The sequence below is a fragment of the Mesorhizobium sp. M1365 genome, assembly GCF_040317865.1.
In the GTDB taxonomy this organism is placed as follows: Bacteria; Pseudomonadota; Alphaproteobacteria; order Rhizobiales; family Rhizobiaceae; genus Mesorhizobium.
The window spans coordinates 74569-93573 of the sequence record NZ_JAMYLG010000005.1; the positions used below are offsets into that span (position 1 = coordinate 74569).

General features: G+C 63.6%; 15 protein-coding genes and 1 pseudogene. 11 read left to right on the top strand and 5 right to left on the bottom strand.

From position 1 onward, the window contains the following. The first annotated feature begins 17 nt into the window (after positions 1 to 17). On the top strand, positions 18 to 1298 hold the full coding sequence (locus tag NKH04_RS08120; RefSeq protein WP_353044202.1) for an amylo-alpha-1,6-glucosidase: 1281 nt from the start codon (positions 18 to 20) through the stop codon (positions 1296 to 1298). A 605-nt stretch (positions 1299 to 1903) separates the two neighbouring features. After that, positions 1904 to 3294 (top strand): annotated as a pseudogene (locus NKH04_RS08125) (FAD-binding oxidoreductase). A gap of 35 nt (positions 3295 to 3329) precedes the next feature. Here NKH04_RS08125 and NKH04_RS08130 read toward each other — a convergent pair. The 3 genes from NKH04_RS08130 to NKH04_RS08140 form a co-directional block, all read right to left on the bottom strand. Then, positions 3330 to 4259 carry a pseudouridine-5'-phosphate glycosidase gene (locus NKH04_RS08130; RefSeq protein ID WP_352502990.1) on the bottom strand — a complete coding sequence of 310 codons (930 nt, stop codon included), beginning with the start codon at positions 4257 to 4259 and terminating at the stop codon, positions 3330 to 3332. A gap of 12 nt (positions 4260 to 4271) precedes the next feature. Next, positions 4272 to 5381, bottom strand: coding sequence for a carbohydrate kinase (locus NKH04_RS08135; RefSeq protein WP_352876018.1), 1110 nt, complete (start codon positions 5379 to 5381; stop codon positions 4272 to 4274). Between the two features lie 242 nt (positions 5382 to 5623). Further along, positions 5624 to 6472, bottom strand: coding sequence for a MurR/RpiR family transcriptional regulator (locus NKH04_RS08140; protein ID WP_353044203.1), 849 nt, complete (start codon positions 6470 to 6472; stop codon positions 5624 to 5626). A 186-nt stretch (positions 6473 to 6658) separates the two neighbouring features. Between NKH04_RS08140 and murA the strand changes: the two genes are divergently transcribed. From murA to NKH04_RS08185, 9 genes are all read left to right on the top strand, one after another. Further along, a complete protein-coding gene (gene murA / locus NKH04_RS08145; protein WP_352876022.1) occupies positions 6659 to 7915 on the top strand; it encodes a UDP-N-acetylglucosamine 1-carboxyvinyltransferase in 1257 nt (418 codons plus the stop codon). Further along, the gene (locus NKH04_RS08150; protein ID WP_353044204.1) at positions 7912 to 8802 is read left to right on the top strand and encodes a glucosamine kinase nucleotide-binding domain-containing protein; all 891 of its coding nucleotides are present in this window, start codon (positions 7912 to 7914) and stop codon (positions 8800 to 8802) included. The genes murA and NKH04_RS08150 overlap by 4 nt, the downstream gene beginning before the upstream one ends. A gap of 184 nt (positions 8803 to 8986) precedes the next feature. Then, positions 8987 to 9910, top strand: a complete 924-nt coding sequence (gene murQ, locus NKH04_RS08155) for an N-acetylmuramic acid 6-phosphate etherase (RefSeq protein WP_353044248.1) — start codon at positions 8987 to 8989, stop codon at positions 9908 to 9910. Positions 9911 to 10009: 99 nt separating this feature from the next. After that, the gene (locus tag NKH04_RS08160; RefSeq protein WP_353044205.1) at positions 10010 to 11530 is read left to right on the top strand and encodes an ABC transporter substrate-binding protein; all 1521 of its coding nucleotides are present in this window, start codon (positions 10010 to 10012) and stop codon (positions 11528 to 11530) included. A 34-nt stretch (positions 11531 to 11564) separates the two neighbouring features. Then, positions 11565 to 12524, top strand: coding sequence for an ABC transporter permease (locus NKH04_RS08165; protein ID WP_352819084.1), 960 nt, complete (start codon positions 11565 to 11567; stop codon positions 12522 to 12524). After that, on the top strand, positions 12524 to 13363 hold the full coding sequence (locus NKH04_RS08170; protein WP_352452396.1) for an ABC transporter permease: 840 nt from the start codon (positions 12524 to 12526) through the stop codon (positions 13361 to 13363). The genes NKH04_RS08165 and NKH04_RS08170 overlap by 1 nt, the downstream gene beginning before the upstream one ends. Next, positions 13360 to 15108 carry an ABC transporter ATP-binding protein gene (locus NKH04_RS08175; RefSeq protein WP_353044206.1) on the top strand — a complete coding sequence of 583 codons (1749 nt, stop codon included), beginning with the start codon at positions 13360 to 13362 and terminating at the stop codon, positions 15106 to 15108. The genes NKH04_RS08170 and NKH04_RS08175 overlap by 4 nt, the downstream gene beginning before the upstream one ends. Positions 15109 to 15177: 69 nt before the next feature. After that, complete coding sequence (locus NKH04_RS08180; RefSeq protein WP_353044207.1) at positions 15178 to 16179, top strand: serine hydrolase domain-containing protein; 1002 nt, start codon at positions 15178 to 15180, stop codon at positions 16177 to 16179. A 5-nt stretch (positions 16180 to 16184) separates the two neighbouring features. Next, positions 16185 to 17315, top strand: coding sequence for an anhydro-N-acetylmuramic acid kinase (locus NKH04_RS08185; RefSeq protein ID WP_353044208.1), 1131 nt, complete (start codon positions 16185 to 16187; stop codon positions 17313 to 17315). On the opposite strand, the gene NKH04_RS08190 is transcribed toward NKH04_RS08185, so the two are convergent. Both NKH04_RS08190 and NKH04_RS08195 read right to left on the bottom strand, forming a co-directional pair. Beyond that, positions 17312 to 17743 (bottom strand): GNAT family N-acetyltransferase, encoded by a 432-nt coding sequence (locus NKH04_RS08190; protein ID WP_353044209.1) that lies wholly within the window; start codon positions 17741 to 17743, stop codon positions 17312 to 17314. The two genes, NKH04_RS08185 and NKH04_RS08190, sit on opposite strands and share 4 nt — an antisense overlap. A 49-nt stretch (positions 17744 to 17792) precedes the next feature. Then, positions 17793 to 18968: an MFS transporter gene (locus tag NKH04_RS08195; RefSeq protein ID WP_353044210.1), complete on the bottom strand. Its 1176-nt coding sequence runs from the start codon at positions 18966 to 18968 to the stop codon at positions 17793 to 17795. Positions 18969 to 19005 lie beyond the last annotated feature (37 nt).

Genomic DNA, 19005 nt, shown 5'->3' on the forward strand with positions numbered 1-19005 from the left:
GAAAGTACGAACGCCCGATGATATCTCTTGCTGTCGACGAAACCATCGCCCGCGCCGTCGAGGTGCTCAGGGAAAATGACCAAGGCACCTACACCATACCGACCAAGGGCCTCTACCCGTTTCAGTGGAACTGGGATTCCTGCCTGACCGCGCTCGGCCTTGCCCACTATGACGAGGCGCGCGCCTGGACCGAGATCGACACGCTGTTCGCCCACCAATGGCCAGACGGCATGGTGCCGCACATCGTCTTCCATGTCTGGAGCGACGGCTATTTCCCCGGGCCGGAGGTCTGGCGAACCAATCGCCCGACTGCCACCTCCGGCATCACCCAGCCGGCGGTCGCCGGCTTTGCCGTGCGCCGCTTGTTCGACCAGGCCAAGGACAAGACCCCGGCGGCCGAGCGCGCCCGCGCGCTGTTGCCGAAAATCGATGCCTGGCACCGCTGGTTGTACGAAAATCGCGACCCGGACGGCGAAGGGCTGGTCGCCATAATCCACCCATGGGAGTCCGGTCGCGACAACTCGATCGACTGGGACGAGGCGTTCGAGCGCGTGCCGACCGAAGGCGTCGAGCCCTACACCCGCCGCGACATCCTGCACGCCGATCCGGCGCATCGTCCAACCAAGGCACAGTATGACCGCTATGTCTGGCTGTTGCAGCATTTCCGCGGGCTTGGCTGGGACAATGCCCGGCTGCACGATGCCTCGCCATTCCAGGTCGTCGATCCCGGCTTCAACGCCATCCTGATCCGTTCCGCCGCCGACCTTGCCGATCTCGCCGAGGCACTTGGCGAAACCGAAATCGCAGAAGCCAATCGCGCCCGTGCCGAAAAGGGGCTTTCGGCAATGGAACGGCTGTGGAGCGACGCGCATGGCCAGTACATTTGTTTCGACCGAGTGGCCGGAAAGCATGTTGACAGCGCGTCGGTCGGCGGCATTCTGTCGGTATTTTCGGCCATCCCGGAAAGCCGGGCAGCGACCATCGCTGCAACGATCGAGCGCATCGCCGGCAAAACGCGTTGCATCGTCCCGTCGCACGATCCTGAGGATGGGCGCTTCGACCCAAAGCGCTACTGGCGCGGCCCGGTCTGGCTGGTGGTCAACTACATGATCGCCGACGGCCTTGCCGTCGCCGGCCACAGCCAAATCGCACAACGCATCACGCAATCCAGTCTCGAGCTGATCGCCGAGAGCGGTTTTGCCGAATATTACGATCCCCTCAACGGCGAGCCGCTCGGCGGCAATCGCTTCACCTGGACCGCGGCAATGGTGATCGAGTTCCTGAAGGGCAGAGCCTGAACGCTTCCGCCAAGGCCGCCGGCTACCAAAGCCCGTTCTGTCCGCCGAATAACAGTCGATACTATTTGCGTCTGAGGCACGTCCTGGTCCATCAAAACAGGGCCAAGGCATGCCAATCTTCACCATGCCAGAGCTATAATAATTCTTCACAAACCGCTATCTATACTGCGTCGAGGCGGGGAGAAGCGCGGCTCGCGGCACTTGGCATTCCGGTCTTCGCCTGCACCCCGGATCTGTTTCCGGACATGATGGCGGCGGCACTGCGGCGGGAGGATATCGGCGCCTGGGCGGCGGGAGCCGACATCAAGCTCATTTGCGCCGAGGCTGAGGCGCCTGGGACGCGTGAGTGAGCGTTTGCCTCGGTCCAGAATACTGGGCCGCCCGCAGGTAAGCGCTTGCGGTCAAAGGTTTGACAAATAGCCGGCCGCGCCTATGGTCGACCTGTTACAGGAGCGACGCATGGCGAAGACAACCGGCTGTATTCTTGGCGGGTTTTCCGCACATTTGCTGAACAGTAGAAATCAGCCACGGCCGCTTTCACAGCCCTCGCCCTTCCCTCTCCCGGCCGCGTCGATGCGCCCGGGCCGTTCATGTCCTTGAGCCACATGTCGCAGAAAATTACCGAGCTTCTGTCGCGGCTGGAAAAGCGGCTGGACAGGTCAGCGATTGTCTCGGCTGAGGAGGCCGGACCACGCTACCGGGAAGACCCCGACGGCAAGGACGGCGCGCCGCCGGCGATCGTCTTGCGTCCACGCACGACCGGCGAGGTGTCGGACATTCTGCGCCTGTGCAACGAGGTCGGGCAAAGGCTCGTCGTCCAGGGTGGCCGCACCGGTCTTGCGGGCGCGGCGCGCATCCAGCGCGGCGAAGCGGTGCTGTCGCTGGAGCGCATGACTTCCGTTGAGGCTATCGACCGCGAGGCGGCGACCATCATCGCCGAGGCCGGCGCGCCGCTGCAAGCGGTGCAGGAAGCCGCCGATGCGGCCGGCTTGCTGTTCGGCGTCGACATCGGAGCGCGCGGCACGGCCACCGTCGGCGGCAATGTCGCCACCAATGCCGGCGGCATCCGTGTGCTGCGCTACGGCATGTACCGGGCGCAGGTGCTTGGGCTGGAAGCGGTGCTTGCCGACGGCAGTATCCTGACCTCGCTCAAGGGTTTGGCGAAGGACAACTCCGGCTACGACCTCAGCCAATTGTTCATCGGCAGCGAAGGCACGCTCGGCGTGGTCACGCGCGCATGCCTGCGGCTGCATCCGAAGCCGGCCACCGAGATCAATGCCTTCTGCGCGCTTGCTTCGCTGGACGCGGCGATCACGTTGCTTGCGCTGCTCAGGCGGAAGCTCGGGCCCTTGCTATCGGCCTATGAGGTGAATTTCGCACCGCTCTATGGCGCCATGATCGCCGGCATGGAGGCGCCGGCGCCGCTGCCGGTCGGCTCGCCCGTCTATGTGCTTGCCGAGATACAGGGCAGCGAGCCCGACCGCGACCGCGAACGTTTTGCCGCGGTGCTGATGCAGGCGGTTGAAGATGGCGTGATCGACGACGTGGTCGTCTCGCAATCGCCGCGCGAATTCCGGGCGCTCTGGGCGGTGCGCGAGGAGGCCAACCGTTTCCTGTTTTCGATGGCAGGCCTGATCGGCGTCGATATCAGCATCCCACTGGCGAGAATGGCGACTTTCCTGGGCGAAACAGAAGCCGTCATCAAGGCCGTCGACCGCAGCGCCGACATCTACGTCTTCGGCCATCTTGGCGATGGCAATCTGCATTATCAGGTTCGCACCGGGATCCGGCGGCCGCATACGACATCGTCTACCGGCGCGTGGCCGCGGCTGGCGGCGGCGTCTCGGCCGAGCATGGCATCGGCCTGGACAAGAAGGAATGGCTGCACCTTGTGCGCAGCGACGCCGAGATCGCGGCCATGCGGCGCCTGAAAGCAGCCTTCGACCCGAACAACATCCTCAATGCCGGGCGCATCTTCGACCTCGCGCCGGGCTGAAATCGAAGGTGCGTAGCGCTGGCCGGGCGCTGTCTCTATCTGGTCGCGCCCTTCAATTCCGCATGCGCAACCGCGATGCGGGCAGCAAGCGCGGCGTTGTTGCGGACCAGCGCGATGTTGGCCTTCAGGCTGCGGCCTTGCGAAAGCTCATTGATGCGTGCGAGCAGAAACGGCGTCAGTTCCTTGCGCCCGATGCCGCGCTTCTCGGCCTCAGCCACGGCCGCTGCGATCGTGCCGTCGATGAACGCCGGATCGAGCGCGTCCGCTTCGGGAATAGGGTTGGCGACGAGAATGCCGGTGCCGGATTCCATCTCGTCATGCAGCAGCATGGCTCGCGCGATCTCGTCGGGCGTGTCGAGGCGATGATCGGCCTTGAGCCCGCTGGAGCGGGTGTAGAAAGCCGGAAAATCATCGCTCCCATAGGCGATCACCGGCACGCGCTGAGTTTCCAGATATTCCAGCGTCTTCGCAATATCGAGGATCGACTTAACTCCGGCGCAGACGACGGTCGTGCCGGTTTGGCCGAGTTCGGTCAGGTCGGCGGAGATATCGAAAGTGGCTTCGGCGCCGCGATGCACGCCGCCCACGCCGCCGGTCGCAAAAATGCCGATCCCGGCTAAAGCGGCGATCCGCATCGTCGCCGAGACGGTGGTTCCGGCCGAGCCACCGCGCACCATGATGGCGGCGAGATCGCGCCCGGAAGCCTTGACCACGCCCTTTGCCGCTGCCAGCTCTTCCAGTTCACGGTCGTCGAGGCCAACCTTGATCTTGCCGGCGACCACTGCGATCGTGGCGGGCACGGCGCCGTTTTCACGCACTACGGTCTCGACACCACGGGCAGTTTCCAGATTGGCCGGATATGGCATGCCGTGGGTGATAATCGTTGATTCCAATGCCACCACCGCGCGGCCTTCATCAAGCGCAGCAGCGACTTCATCGTTCAGGTGGACAAGGAAAGGTTTCATATCATCTCGCTTTCAGGCAGGAATGCGGTACGTGCCGGCGGCAAGGAAGCGCGGCGACAGATCGGGATGGACGCTGGATTCGCTCTCGGTGGTCAGTGTGGCAAGCAGCGCGCCGGTGCGCACGGCATGAGCGACCGGCTCACCCGAAAGCACCTTGTACAGTGTGCCGGCGATCATCGCGTCACCGGCGCCGGTGATATCGACGGGCTGCGCCGGGACGGAGTGCATGGTCGTCACACCGCTCTCGGTCGCAACGGCAAATCCATGCGCGCCCACGGTCACGATCACCTCGCCGGCGCCGGCCGCGCGCAGCGCTGCCGCTGCTTCCTCCGGCGTCAGCCGCCTGTCGGCATCCGTCATGCCGAGCATCGTATTGGCCTCGTCATGATTGGTGAACAGAAGATCGATGCCGGTCAGGTCCTTCGGCAGGCGCGCTGATTTCGGCGCCGATACCGTGTCGACTGCGAGCTTGAAGCGCGCACCCTGCTTGCGCGACATCAGTGCCGCGAGGGTCGCGGCCGGCAGATTGCAGTCGATGAACACCCATGTCGCCGAAGCCAGATGCGGCCAGAAGCGGTCGAGATAGGACGACGAAAACAGATCGAAGATCTCCATGTCGGCAATGCCGAGCACGAGGTCGTTGTTGCGGTCGAGGATGGCCGCGTATTCCGCCGTCGGCCGTTCCGTGGTGGTGATGACCTGGCTGACATCGGCGCCGAGGTCGCGCAGATGCCGCACCAGTGAGCGGCCGGTTTCATCGTCGCCGACGATCGAGACGAAGCTTATGTCGACGCCGAGGCGGGCAAGGTTTTCGGCGACGTTGCGGGCAACCCCGCCGAAGCTGCGATAGCCGTCGACCGGGTTCGACGTCTCGAAAATCAGATCCTTCTTGGCGTGGTATTTGCGGTCGAGCACCGCGCCGCCGACGCAGACCATGCGCTTGGACGTCGGCAAGACGTAACCACGGCCGAGAATGTATCCCTTGTTGACGAGTTGCACGATGTGGGCCGCAACCGTCGAGCGGGCGATGCCGAGCACCGTTGCTATGTCCTGCTGGCCGGCGAATGGGTTCGCGGCAATGAGGTCGAGAACCGCTTGTTCCTGTGCTCCAAGGTCGTCCATTGTCTCACCCGGCCGTCAAATTCGAGGCTGAACGCTTTCGCAACAACAGATGAGATTGTCAACATTTGTTTCGACCGGCGGCATTTGATCAATCGGCGCTCCCGCGACTCCCTGCCAGCCGGACGAGGAAAGCGGGCGAGCACATTGAAGAAAGCTATTTCACCAAGGAGGACGAAAGTTGCTCTTGTCGGCGTGCAGCGCCAGGGAGGAACTGAGGCCTTAACGCGAGACGGCGAAGAGCGCTAAGCCTTCAGCACCGAGACGGCCAATTCGCTGTTGTGGACGTATTCGTTGGCGTCAGGCTGCTTCTGCACGAGCAGGATGAACAGCAGGTCGGTCAGCGTCAGTTGTGCATCACGCGCAGTTATCGATGACGAGCGCGCGCGCTCTTCATCGGCGATCGTGTGCAGGCGAATGTTGGCAACCCGGCTCAGCGGATTGTCGCGAAGTCCGGTGACGGCGATAACGGTGGTGCCACGTTTGCGGGCAAGTTCAGCTATCCGCAGGGTTTCGATGCTCGCCCCGGAATAGGAGAGCGCGAACAGCACGTCACCTCGTCCAAGCGTCGAGACATTGGCCATTTGCACATGGCTGTCGCTGTCGTGCAGCACGTTGCGGCCGAGCTTCATCAGCTTGTAGGAAAAATCGCGCGCCACCAGCGAGGATGCGCCGACGCCGGCCAAATGAATGCGGCGCGCACCGTTCAACGCTTCGAGGGCCTTGCCGATTTCCTGCTCGGTGTTGGCCGCGACGGTCTGTTGCATCGACAAGAGCTTGCTGCCGATCAGCTTGCGCAAGATGACCAGATAGCTGTCGTCGACCTCGATCGAACCGTGGATCATGCCGGCCGGCACGTGCCATTCCTGCGACTTGGCCTCACTGACGGCGAGCTTAAGCTCCTGATAGCTGGAATAGCCGAGCTTCTGGCTGAACTTGACGACGCTCGACTGGCTGCGGCCGATCTCGGCGGCAAGCGCCGCCGTCGACAGGCGGAGCATCTGGTCGGGATTATCGACGATATACCGACCGATCTCGCGGTCGCCGGGCGCCATGACTTCGAGCTTGGCCTCGATCTTCTTCAGGACGGACATGCGTTCCTCCATTGCCTGTCATCGACAATGCCAAGCCAAGGAATAAATTATTCCGTCTCTGATTGACAGCCAAGAATGAACCATCAAATCTCGACTGGTGCGGTTGCGGCCCAGCCTTCGGGCATGTCGACGATTCGGACATGAAAGATCGTAGACTCGCCGACAGCTCGGGATTAGGTCAGAGCCATGGACAAATTGCGGATCGTCGGCGGGCACAGGCTTGAGGGCGCGGTGACGATCTCCGGCGCAAAGAACGCGGCCTTGCCGCAAATAGCGGCGGCGTTGCTCAGCCCCTATCCGCTGCAGCTGACCAACCTGCCTGAGGTGACGGATGTCGACAACATGCTTGGCGTCGTCGGCCTTCATGGGGCCGAAGTCACCAGATCGGAGCATGCCGCCACAATCGATACCAGTGCTGCCGCTTCCAGGGAGACAAGCTACGATACCGTCAGGCGCATGCGCGCGACGGTGCTGGTTCTCGGTCCACTGCTTGCCCGCTTCGGCCATGCCCGGGTCTCGCTGCCTGGCGGCTGCGCGATCGGCGCACGGCCGGTCGACATGCATGTCGCCGCACTTGCCGCACTTGGCGCCGATATCGCGATCGAAAACGGACTGATCGTCGCGTCTGCGCCGGGCGGACTGAAAGGCGCGCGCATCGTTTTGAGCTCGCCGTCGGTCGGCGCGACCGAAACGGCGATGATGGCGGCGACGACGGCAAACGGCGAGACCGAGATCCTCAACGCGGCCCGCGAGCCGGAGGTGGCCGATCTTGCCGCCTGCCTGAACGACATGGGCGCGCGGATCGAGGGCGCCGGCACGCACCGCATCCTGATCGGGGGCAGCACAGACTGGCGCGCCGCCACGCACGACATCATCCCGGACCGGATAGAGGCCGGCACCTATGCCGTCGCAGCGGCCATCACCGGCGGTCAGCTCGAGCTGACCCACGCGCGGCTCGAGCACATGGCATCCGTCGTCCAGCTGCTCGAAGCAGCCGGTGTGAAAATATGGCCGGGCGACCGCGGGCTGATCGTATCGAGAGACGGGCCGCTCAAGGCGGTCGACGTGACGACGGAGCCCTATCCGGGCTTTCCGACCGATCTCCAGGCGCAGTTCATGGCGTTGATGTGCTGTGCCGAGGGCGCTTCGCTGTTGCGCGAGACGATCTTCGAGAACCGCTTCATGCATGTGCCTGAACTGATGCGGCTCGGCGCCAATATCAAGCTGCAAGGCACCATGGCGCTGGTGCGCGGAGGCGAGAAGCTGAAGGGCGCGCAAGTGATGGCGACCGACCTGCGCGCCTCCGTCTCGCTGGTGCTGGCAGCGCTGGTGTCGGAGGGCGAGACGACGATCAATCGCGTCTATCATCTCGACCGCGGGTACGAGCAGTTGGACCGCAAGCTCCGGCTGTGCGGCGCCCAGATCGAACGAATAAGGCAATGAGTGCCGGTGGGGCGTCTCCGCATTATTTCCTGGGCGTCGATGGCGGCGGAACCGGCTGCCGGGCGCGTATCGAAGACGAGACAGGAACCGTGCTCGGGCAAGGCCTGTCGGGCCCGGCGACAACGCGACTCGGTATAGAGGTGGCCTGGGCCTCGATTGCCAAAGCCTTTGGCGCGGCGATCGAAGAGGCAGGGTTCGCGGCGGCGGAAATCGCCAGGATCCGCGCGGGTATCGGTGTTGCCGGCATCGGCCGTAAGGGTGCGCTCGAGGCGTTTCATGGCATCGAACAACCCTTTGCGAGCATCGACTTCGTCAGCGACGGCGTCGCGGCTTGCCTTGGCGCGCATTCGGGTCAAGACGGCGCCATCGTCATAGCCGGCACCGGTTCGATCGGGCTCGGCTTTGTCGAAGGGCGCGACCTGCGCGTCGGCGGCTACGGTTTTCCGATTTCCGATGAGGGCAGCGGCGCCGATCTCGGACTGAAGGCAGTGCAGCTTGCCTTGCGAGCCCATGACGGTCGGCATGAGCGGACGGCGCTGCTGGCCGAGGTGATGCAGCGCTTCAAGGACGATCCGTTCGAGGCGGTGGCCTGGATGGACCGCGCCAGTGCGACGGACTATGCCGCCCTGGCGCCGATGGTGATCCGCCATGCCGATCAGGGCGATCCGGCCGGTCGGCGGATCGTGCAAGGCGCTGCCGAGCAGATCGACACCTTCGTGCGGGTGCTGTTCGAAAAAGGCGCGCCGCGGGTTACGCTGCTCGGAGGGTTGTCCAGCCCGCTTGAGCCATGGCTCGCTCCCGACGTCCGCCGACGGCTGAAGCCGGCCGACGGCGACGCGGTTTCGGGAGCCATAATCCTGGCCAGAAAATCCCTCTGCCGCCAGTGATGCCTTGCTCGCAAGGAATATAATATTCCTACTTTCCGTTGACACAGGGAATATCGAATTCTAAAAAGTTAACGAAACAGAACCGGCGCAGCCGGTACGGAGCCGACGGCCAGGTGCAGGCACTGGACGCCGCTTGCTGTGGGCATCACAGTCCTGCTCGCAGTCGCACTTGAAAGTAAGCGAAGTGGTCGAACAAGGGTTGATGTCGGAGCTGGAGCGGCTGGTTTCCGAGGACCGGAACCCGAAAACCATGGACATCGATCTGTTGCCGACCCTCGAGGTGCTGCGCAAGATCAATGACGAGGACAAAGGCGTTGCGGCAGCCGTCGAGAAGGTCATCCCCGATATTGCTGCGGCCGTGGACCGGATCGTGAGCGCGTTCCAGAACGGTGCACGCCTTGTCTATATGGGGGCTGGCACCAGCGGCCGGCTCGGCGTCCTTGACGCCTCGGAATGCCCGCCGACCTTCGGCGTACCCGAGGACATGGTGGTGGGCCTGATCGCCGGCGGCGTCGACGCGCTGGTGCACTCTGCGGAAGGCGCCGAGGACGATCCGAAACAGGGAATAAAGGCGCTGCAGGACATCAAGCTGACCGCCGACGACGTGGTGGTCGGCATCGCTGTCAGCGGACGCACACCTTATGTCATCGGCGGCCTGACCTATGCCAAGGAGGTGGGAGCCACCACCGTGGCGTTGTCCTGCAATCCTCGATCGACCATTGCCGGCATTGCCGATATTGCCATCTCTCCGGTGGTTGGCCCGGAGGTCCTCACCGGCTCGACCCGGCTGAAATCGGGAACCGCGCAAAAGCTGGTGCTCAATATGCTGTCCACCGCCAGTATGATCCGCATCGGCAAGAGCTATCAGAACCTGATGGTTGACCTCAATCCAAGCAACAAGAAGCTTGTCGCAAGGGCGGTCAGGATCGTGATGCAGACGACCGGCTGCGCGGCACAGCAGGCACGACAGGCACTCGACCAGACCGGCAATGATGTAAAACTGGCAATCCTCGTGACGATCACCGGCATGGGTGTCGAAGAAGCACGTAAGGCGCTTGCCAACGCGGGAGGTTTCCTGCGCAAGGCGATAGGCGAAAAGACGGTGTAAAACCGCATGGATACTGGGCCGATGTTCCGGGGCGTGTGTCCCTTTGAAGCGGTCCGGGGAACTGCAAGGCATCTGGTTTAACAATAATGGGAGACGACAATGGTACGGCACGTTGGCAAGAAACTGCTTTCCGGCATGACGCTCGCGGCAATGGTTGGCATCGCCGCGCTACCGGTGCAGGCGAGTGCGGCGACGCTGCATATGGCGTGGTCGCAGGACGCCACCGGTCTTGATCCGCACAAGCAGACCGCATTCTCCTCACTGCGGCTGCTGGAGCTGATCTACGAACCGCTGGTGCGGCTCGACGCAAACCTGCAAATCACGCCCGCGATTGCCGATTCATGGCAGTTCTCGCCGGACGGCAAGGAGCTGAGCTTCAAGCTCAATCCGAAAGCAAAATTCCAGAACGGCGCCGCCGTGACCTCGGCCGACGTCAAGGCATCGTTCGAGCGCATACTCGACGAGAAGACGGGTGCTGCGGCGCGCGCCAACTTTCTCTCGATCGCCAGCATCGACACGCCCGATCCAGCCACCGTCGTGTTCCACCTCTCGCAGCCGGACGTGCCGATCCTGACGGCGATGAGCGACGTCAATGCGGCGATCGTCCCGGCAAGCGAAATCGCGGCCGGCTCGATCGGCACGACAACGATCGGCTCGGGTCCGTTCAAGCTCGAAAAATGGGATCCGAATTCCAAGGAAGTGCTTGTCGCCAACAAGGACTGGGCAGGCGGCGCGACCGGCGTCGACGGCATCGATATCAGCGTGCTGCCGGACGAGACGGCAATCCTGGCTGCGATGCGCACCAAGCAGATCGATTTTGCCCTGCTCAACGATCCGCTTGTCGCCACGCTGGTGCCCAAGGAAGCCAGCCTGCAGTTGAACCGCGTGCCGGTGCTTGCCTATCACGTGCTGCAGCTCAATCCCTCCCGCAAGCCGATGACCGAACTCAAGGTGCGTCAGGCGATTTCCTGCGCCATCGACCGGCAGGAAGTGCTGGACACCGCCTCGCTCGGCGAAGGCAAGGTCACCGGCCCGCTGACCATCCCGGCACTGGCGACCGATCCGAAGCAGTTGTTCTGCTATAAGCGCGACATTGGGAAGGCCAAGCAGTTGATGGTCCAAGCCGGCTATGCCGACGGCTTTTCGGCGACCGTGATCGGCGCCACCGGCGAGCCGCCGACGGCAGCGGCGGAAGCCCAGGTGATCCAGTCGCAACTCGCAGAAATCGGCGTCAAGCTCGACATCAAGATGATGGAGCTCAACGTCTATGTCGACGCCTGGCTGAAGGGCGATTTCGACATGGCCGTCGCGCTGAACGGCGGCAGGGCCGATCCCTACACTATGTACAACCGCTACTGGACCAAGACGGGCAATCTGCAGAAGGTGGCGAACTATATCGACGACACGCTGGACAGTCTTATGCAGAAGGGCCGCACCGAGACCGACCCGGCAGCGCGCAAAGCGATCTTCGCCGACTTCGAGAAGCACATCACTGAGATGTCGCCCTGGATCTGGCTCTACACGTCCTACAGCTACACGGCACAGCAGAAGAATATCGCAGGATTCGAACCGGTGCCGACAGGCTCGCTGTTCAGCCTCGCCAAGGTGACGATCCAGTAGCTGCTTTGATGCCGGACGAGAGGATATTCTTCGCGTGAACTATCTGATGCGGCGACTGGCGACCTTCCCTCTCGTCCTGCTTGGCGTGTCCATCGTGGTGTTCCTGGCGATCCGGATGGTTCCGGGCGATTCGATCACGGCAATGCTGGGGACCGAAGCCGGCCTGCTGACGCCGCAGCAGCGCGATGCGCTTGCAGCTTATTTCGGCATCGACCAGCCCTGGTTCATCCAGTACTGGCGCTGGCTGCTTGGTCTTTTCCAAGGCAATCTCGGCCTTTCGTCCACCTATGGCAGGCCGGTGCTCGACGTCATCCTCGAGCGTTTCCCGCTAACGTTGGAACTCGCCCTGCTGTCGATGGTCATCGCCCTGCTTGTCGGCATGCCGGCGGGGATCTTTGCCGCCACCCATAACGAAAAGCTGTCCGACCTCGGCGTGCGCGTTGTCGCAATGATCGGGCAGTCGACGCCGAACTTCGTCCTTGCCCTGCTGATCATCTACACGCTGTCGGCGGGGTTTGGCGTTTTGCCGGCGATGGGCGAGTTTTCGCCGCTGTGGCAGGATCCGCTGCGCAATCTCGGCCAGCTGTTGCTGCCTGCGGTCACGCTTGGATTTGCCTTCGCGGCTTCGGTGACCCGCATATCGCGTTCGGCGATGCTCGATGTGCTCAGCGACGACTATGTCAGGACGGCGCGCAGCAAGGGCGTTTCGGCGCGCGGCGTCATCTGGCGGCATGCCTTGCCCAACGCGCTCATCCCGGTCGTGACACTGAGCGGCATAGAGTTCGGCTACCTCCTGGGCGGAGCTGTCATCGTCGAGCAGATTTATGCGCTGCCCGGTCTCGGCCGCATGGTGCTGGATGCCATCCTGCAGCGCGACTACGCGCTGGTGCAGGGAAGCGTGCTGTTCATCGCCTTCAACTTCATGATCGTCAATCTCCTCGTCGACCTTGCCTATGTCGCGCTCGACCCGCGTATCCGGCTAAGCGAGCACTGATGGCGACATTGCGGGCTATATTTGCGCATCCCAGTGGCCGCATCGGTGGTGCGATCGTTGCGCTTTATCTGCTGCTTGCCGTGCTTGGCATGCTGGGGCTGACGCCGCACAATCCGCTGACGCAGCACCGGGTCGAACGGCTGCATGCGCCTGACGGCACCTACTGGATGGGCACGGACCTGTTCGGCCGCGATGTCGCAAGTCGGCTGATGACCGGGATCGGCCAGTCCTTCATCGTGGCCTTCTTTTCGGTCGCCGTCGCGACACTGGCCGGCACCGTGCTCGGGCTGGCGGCAGCCTGGTTCGGGCGCCGCTGGGACGGCCTAGTGATGCGCATCATGGACGTTGTGCTGGCGTTCCCGGCGATCCTGCTGGCGCTGCTGATCGTCGCGGTTGCGGGACCGGGAACCTCGACCAGCGTCATTGCCATCGCCATCGTCTACACACCGATCTTCACGCGCGTCGTGCGAGGTCCGGCTCTGTCGCTCAAGGCGCGCGAATTCGTCGACGCGGCCCGCACGTTCGGCAGCAGTGCGGGCTATATCGTAACACGGCATCTGCTGCTCAATCTGGTGGCGCCACTGACGGTTCAGGTGACGCTGGCGCTGGCCTGGGCACTGCTGACCGAAGCCGGCTTAAGCTTCCTCGGGCTCGGCACGCAGCCGCCCGCCGCGTCGCTCGGCCTGATGCTGAGCGACAGCCGCAATCTGATGGAGACAGCTCCCTGGCTGATGATCTTCCCGGGCGTGGCGATCATGATCGGCATCCTCGGTTTCAACCTGCTCGGCGATGCGTTGCGCGATGTCCTCGACCCGAAGATGCGGAGATCGATCGCATGATCCCGCTGCTGTCCGTCAGCGGATTGCGCGTCGGCTTCGGCCGCAACCCGCAAGCCAATGAGGTCGTGCGCGGCGTCAGCTTCGATCTCGCCGACGGCGAAACGCTGGCCATCGTCGGCGAAAGCGGCTCGGGCAAATCGGTTACGGCGCTGTCGATCAATCGCCTTGTCGATTATGGCGGCGGCCGCATCACCGGCGGGTCGATCAAGCTGAGGCGGGCCGACGGCAGCACCTTCGACCTGACAGCCGCAGCCGAGCCGCAATTGACGAAGATCCGCGGGGGCGAAATCGGCATGATCTTCCAGGAGCCGATGACCTCGCTCAATCCGGTGCTGACCATTGGCTGGCAGATCGAGGAATCGTTTCGCCTGCATCGCGGCCTGACCGGACGACAAGCAACGGCGGCAGCCAAGGACGCGCTCGACCGCGTCCGTATTCCCGACGCAGCGAGGCGGCTGAAATACACGCCCAACCAGCTGTCGGGCGGCATGCTGCAGCGGGTGATGATCGCCATGGCGATTGCGTGCAACCCGCGCCTGCTCATTGCCGACGAGCCAACGACGGCGCTGGATGTTACGGTGCAGGCGCAGATCATGGCGCTGCTCGCCGAATTAAAGCAGGAAACCGGGATGTCGATGATCTTCATCACCCACGACATCGGTCTGGTTGCAGGCATCGCCGACAAGGTGATGGTGATGCAGGGCGGAGAAGCTGTCGAGCAGGGCGCATTGAACCAGATATTGGACGATCCGCGGCATCCCTATACGCGGCATCTGCTTCATGCGGTGCCGCATTTCGCCGGCGGCAGTGCCGCACGCAAGGACGTGCAACGCGAAACGCAAAAAGCTGCCGACCCGGCGCTGAAGGTCGATGGCCTCGTAGTGCGGTTTCCGGTCAAGGCTGGGTTTTTCAGCCGCGCCAGCGGTGCCCTGCACGCGGTGGACGGGGTGGATTTCGAGCTAATGCCGGGCGAGACATTGGCGGTCGTCGGCGAGAGCGGTTCCGGAAAGTCCACTACCGCCCGCGCGATTCTGGGGCTGGTGCGCCCGACGCACGGCACAATCTCGGCCAGCACGCGCAAGCCCGTCGCCGGGCAGAGCACCCTGCCCATGCAGATGGTGTTCCAGAATCCCTATGGCTCGCTCAATCCCAGACTCACCATCCAAAGCATCCTCGCAGAGCCTGTGATCGCTACCGGCGGACGGATAACTGCTGAAACGCGGGCGAAAATGGCCGCGCTGCTGAAACGCGTCGGCCTTCCGGAAAACAGCCTGCAGCGCTATCCGCACGAATTCTCCGGCGGCCAGCGGCAACGCCTGTGCATCGCTCGCGCGCTGATGCTCAATCCTTCGGTTGTCGTCCTCGACGAAGCGGTTTCGGCGCTCGATGTGTCGGTGCAGGCCAGGGTGTTGGAGCTTTTGATCGAGCTGCAGCGTGAATTCGGGCTGGCCTATCTGTTCATCTCGCATGACATGGCTGTCGTCGAGCGGATCGCCCATCGCATCGCGGTCATCTATGCCGGCCAGATTGTCGAGATCGGCGATGCCAGATCGGTGCTCTCGGAGCCGAAGCACTCCTATACCAAACAGCTTATCGCGGCCGTTCCTACTATAGACCGGCGGCATGAACGTTTCGAGCTGGACACGCGCCAGGTCCCCTCGCTCGTGCGTCCGCTGGGGTTTGAGCCGGGGCCGGCTAATTGGCAGCAATTCGGGCCGGATCATAGAGCACGGGTGGAAGTGTGATGATTGTCGCCCAAGGATACGAAAGGCCGGAGGGACAGCCCCATCGCTGCCTTTCAAACGGAGGCGTAGTTGATCGACCATGATTTCTTCTCCCGCGCATTCGCCCCGCTCGAAGCGGCCGTGGCCGCATCGCGCATTCCGGGCGGCGTGCTCGGCATAGTTGACGGGGACGGCGAACGCATCGTCCGGGCAATCGGTTGGGCTCAAACCGTGCCCAAGATACGGCCGATGCATGTCGGGACATGGTTCGACCTGGCCTCGCTGACCAAAATCATCTTCACCACGTCGCGTATCCTGGCACTGGCGGAAGAAGGCGTCATCGACCTCGACGCGCCGCTGATTTCCGTCCTGCCCGACCTTCGCCAATATGACGAAAAAGCCTGGGAACGGAACGTAACGTTTCGCCAGTGTCTCGGCCATCAGACACCGTTTCCCGCCGTCGCGCCGATCTACACCTATGGCCACGATCCGGACCTGCTGCGCGCCTTCATCCTGCAGCGCGAATGGCAGGCTGGCGAGCCGGTCTATTCTGATATCAACTTCATCCTGCTCGGCTTCGTCCTGGAGCGCCTGTCTGGCAAGACCATTCGCGAGATGGATCCCGGTCCGGGCTTCGCGTTCTCCGCCGAACGGGATCAAGCGGCGGCGACCGAAGACTGCACATGGCGTCATCGCGTGCTCTGCGGCGAAGTCCACGACGACAATTGCTCGGCCTTGCAAGGTGCCGGTCACGCCGGCCTGTTCGGAATGGCGGCTTCGGTCCTCGACTTTGCGCAAGGGCTGCTGGACGGGACCGGCCCGTCGCAGCGTTCGATCGCGCTAATGCGCACGCCCTTGTCGGCAACCCGCACCCATGGCTGGGAGCGACCCTACGAAGGCTGGTCCGGCGGCCGGTTATGCAGCCCCGAAACCATCGGGCATACCGGCTTTACCGGTGTCGGGCTGTGGGTCGACTTCGACAAAGGCAGAGCCTGGACCTTGCTCACCAACCGGATCCATCCGACACGTCATTTCAACAGCGGGATCGCAGCGCTTCGCCAAGCGGTCGGCGATCTCGTCAACGGAGCCTGACAACCATGAATCCGAAAAATGGCGAACCCATGTGGGCCGTCGGCCTGATGACCGGCACCGTGCTGGACGGCAATATCGATGTCGCGCTGATCAAGACCGACGGCGAACGGATTGACGACTTCGGCATCTACACGCTTGCCCCCTACCCGCAGTCGATCCGGAGCTTGCTGGAAGAGACGCTGCGGCAGGCAAGGAGCTGGAATTTCACAGGGCCGGAACCGGCAATCTTCGATGAGGCAGAGGAAGCGCTGACGCGCGCCCAGTCCGCGGCAGTCAAGGATCTGGTCGAAAGCCACGGGCTGACGATGGCCGATATAGGGGTCGTCGGCTTCCACGGCCAGACCGTGCTGCACCGTGCCCCGCAAGTGGGCCGACTGGGCCAGACCCGCCAGCTTGGCGACGGCGAGCTGATGCATGCCATCCTTGGCACCAGGGTCGCCTATGACTTCCGCTCGGCCGACATGCGCGCCGGCGGCCAGGGCGCGCCGCTGTCGGCCGCCTATCACGCCGCGCTGCTGCGCGAAGCCGACACCACCGGCGACACGGCGGTGCTCAATCTCGGCGGCGTCGCCAACATCACCTGGTGGGATGGCACGGACAATGTTGTTGCCTTCGACACCGGGCCCGCCAACGCACCGCTGAACGATTTCATCAAATCGAAGGGGCTCGGCGAAATGGACCGCGACGGCGCCCTTGCCCGCGCCGGCACGGTCGACGAGGCACGGCTGGCCAAGCTCCTGCAGCATCCGTATTTGACCAAACCCTATCCGAAATCGCTGGACCGTTTCGATTTCGGCGCCTCGATGGCGGACGGAATGAACGCCGAGGATGGCGCAGCCCTGCTGACGGCCTTCACCGCGGCCGCCGTCGGCAAGGCGCTCGATCTTCTGCCGCGCCGGCCGAAGCGGCTGGTGGTCAGCGGTGGCGGTCGACACAACCCAACGATCATGGCCATGCTTGCCAGCCGCGCTGGCGTCGAAGCGGTTCCGGCCGAGGCGCTTGGCTGGAAGGGCGATGCGGTGGAGGCGGAGTGTTTTGCGTTCCTGGCAGTGCGCGTGCTCAGGGGCTTGCCGATCAGCTTCCCCAGTACGACCGGCGTGCCAAAGCCGATGTGCGGCGGACGCCTTGCCGGCTAGTCAGGCTTCAGCCTCTTCTGCAGGAAGATGCGGCTGCGGCCGACGGGAAAATCGGCAAGCACGCCGAAGGGCTGATAGCCCTGGCGCTCATAGGCCTTGGCGGCCTTGGGATTGAACGTGTCGATCCAGGCGCCGTGACAGTCGCGCGCGATCGCCTCCCTCTCGGCCGCCTCGAGCATCCTGCCGGCCATGCGGTGACCGCGCAGTTTTTCATCGACCCAGAGCCATTGCACATAGAGCCAGCCCCAGGCGGTGTATCCCGAGATGCCGGCGACAATAGCGCCGTGCTCATCGCGCACGAACACGGCCAGTGTCTTCCTGCCGGAGGCACCGACATCACCGTCGTTGAACGCCGTAAGCCGCTCTCCAAGAAAAGCCAACTCGTGCGGCGAGGGGTCGGCGGTTGTCTCAAGCGTTGTATTGTTCATCCGCCAAGCATCTATCGAAGGACGGGACCGAGACGCAAGCCTTGCTGCGCTATAGCTTCGGCGAACGCCACGCCGCTGCCGCAGCAGCGATTAGCATGAGCAAAGCTGCAATCACCGCCGATGCTGCAAAACCGAACGTGGAATAGAGCGGTCCGAACGCCGTGGTGCCGACGAACACCGCGAGATAGGTCACCGCGCTGTTCAAGCCCATGATCGTGCCGCGCCGCGCAGGATCGAGCGCGGACAGGCGCATCACCAGGACATTCAGCCCGAAATGATTGGCAAGGCCCCAGACGGCTATCATCGCTATAGTCAGATGGAAACTACTGCTCGCCGCGGCAATCGCGACATAGACGGCCGCGACGAGCAGGTAGGCAAACGGCATGACACGGCGCGCGCCCAGGCGGTCGATGACGCCGTCAAGAAGTGCCGCCGCACCAAATCCGGCGCCATAGGCGAGCGCGGCCAGCCCGTTGGCGCTGACCGGCCGTCCCAAGCCATTGTGAAGGTGATCGCCAAGATAGCCATAGACGCCGTAAAACGCCGTCATGAAGGCGGCGCAGGCAACCAGAAGCGGCACTATGCCAGGGACGCTCAAGGCGCCCAGCGGCGTCGGCGCCGGGCCGCTCTTCCTGACATCGCTCAGCGACGTCAGCGCCAGGCTTGCCAATGCGAGTGCTGCGAGCACCGCGACCGCCGCGAAAACGGCGCGCCAATGCACCAGATCGGCAAGTACGGCCGACAGCGAAACGCCGGCGACCATGCTCAGCGTCCAGCCGGTCAGCACGACGCCTATGGTGCCGCTTTCACGACCGGGCGGCGCAATCGCGGCGGAGCTGGCATAGATTGCCGGCATGGCGACACCTGCAGCGATGCCGGCGAGAAGCTGGGCCGCGACCAGCGTCGTCACGGTCGGCGCAGCGGCGCTGGCGACGAGCGCTATCGCCAGCAGCAGCAACGCCCCTTGCAGCATGCGACGGGCGCCAAGCCGATCGATATAGCGCGCCAGGAACAAGGCGCTCGCCGACGTACCGAGCCCGAACGCGGCGGACGCGATCATAACCGCCGGCACGCTTGTGCCGAAGGACGCGGCCACCGCCGGTGCGATCGGACCGAGCACCAGCGAGTTCGAGCCGATCACGGCAATGCATCCGGTGAGGAGGTAAGCGAGGGCCGGGATAGGCGGCCTTGCTGTAAATATTGCGACTTGATCAGTGTTCGACATATGGCAATAATGGCCGTATTAAATTCTGCATCAATCG

Bases quoted from the DNA above. Each gene is read 5' to 3' on its own strand.
- NKH04_RS08160 (WP_353044205.1), top strand. From the start codon at position 10,010: ATGGTACGGCACGTTGGCAAGAAACTGCTTTCCGGCATGACGCTCGCG.
- NKH04_RS08150 (WP_353044204.1), top strand. From the start codon at position 7,912: ATGAGTGCCGGTGGGGCGTCTCCGCATTATTTCCTGGGCGTCGATGGC.
- NKH04_RS08120 (WP_353044202.1), top strand. From the start codon at position 18: ATGATATCTCTTGCTGTCGACGAAACCATCGCCCGCGCCGTCGAGGTG.
- NKH04_RS08175 (WP_353044206.1), top strand. From the start codon at position 13,360: ATGATCCCGCTGCTGTCCGTCAGCGGATTGCGCGTCGGCTTCGGCCGC.
- NKH04_RS08170 (WP_352452396.1), top strand. From the start codon at position 12,524: ATGGCGACATTGCGGGCTATATTTGCGCATCCCAGTGGCCGCATCGGT.
- NKH04_RS08135 (WP_352876018.1), bottom strand. From the start codon at position 5,381: ATGGACGACCTTGGAGCACAGGAACAAGCGGTTCTCGACCTCATTGCC.
- NKH04_RS08195 (WP_353044210.1), bottom strand. From the start codon at position 18,968: ATGTCGAACACTGATCAAGTCGCAATATTTACAGCAAGGCCGCCTATC.
- NKH04_RS08140 (WP_353044203.1), bottom strand. From the start codon at position 6,472: ATGTCCGTCCTGAAGAAGATCGAGGCCAAGCTCGAAGTCATGGCGCCC.
- NKH04_RS08130 (WP_352502990.1), bottom strand. From the start codon at position 4,259: ATGAAACCTTTCCTTGTCCACCTGAACGATGAAGTCGCTGCTGCGCTT.
- NKH04_RS08190 (WP_353044209.1), bottom strand. From the start codon at position 17,743: ATGAACAATACAACGCTTGAGACAACCGCCGACCCCTCGCCGCACGAG.
- NKH04_RS08185 (WP_353044208.1), top strand. From the start codon at position 16,185: ATGAATCCGAAAAATGGCGAACCCATGTGGGCCGTCGGCCTGATGACC.
- murA (WP_352876022.1), top strand. From the start codon at position 6,659: ATGGACAAATTGCGGATCGTCGGCGGGCACAGGCTTGAGGGCGCGGTG.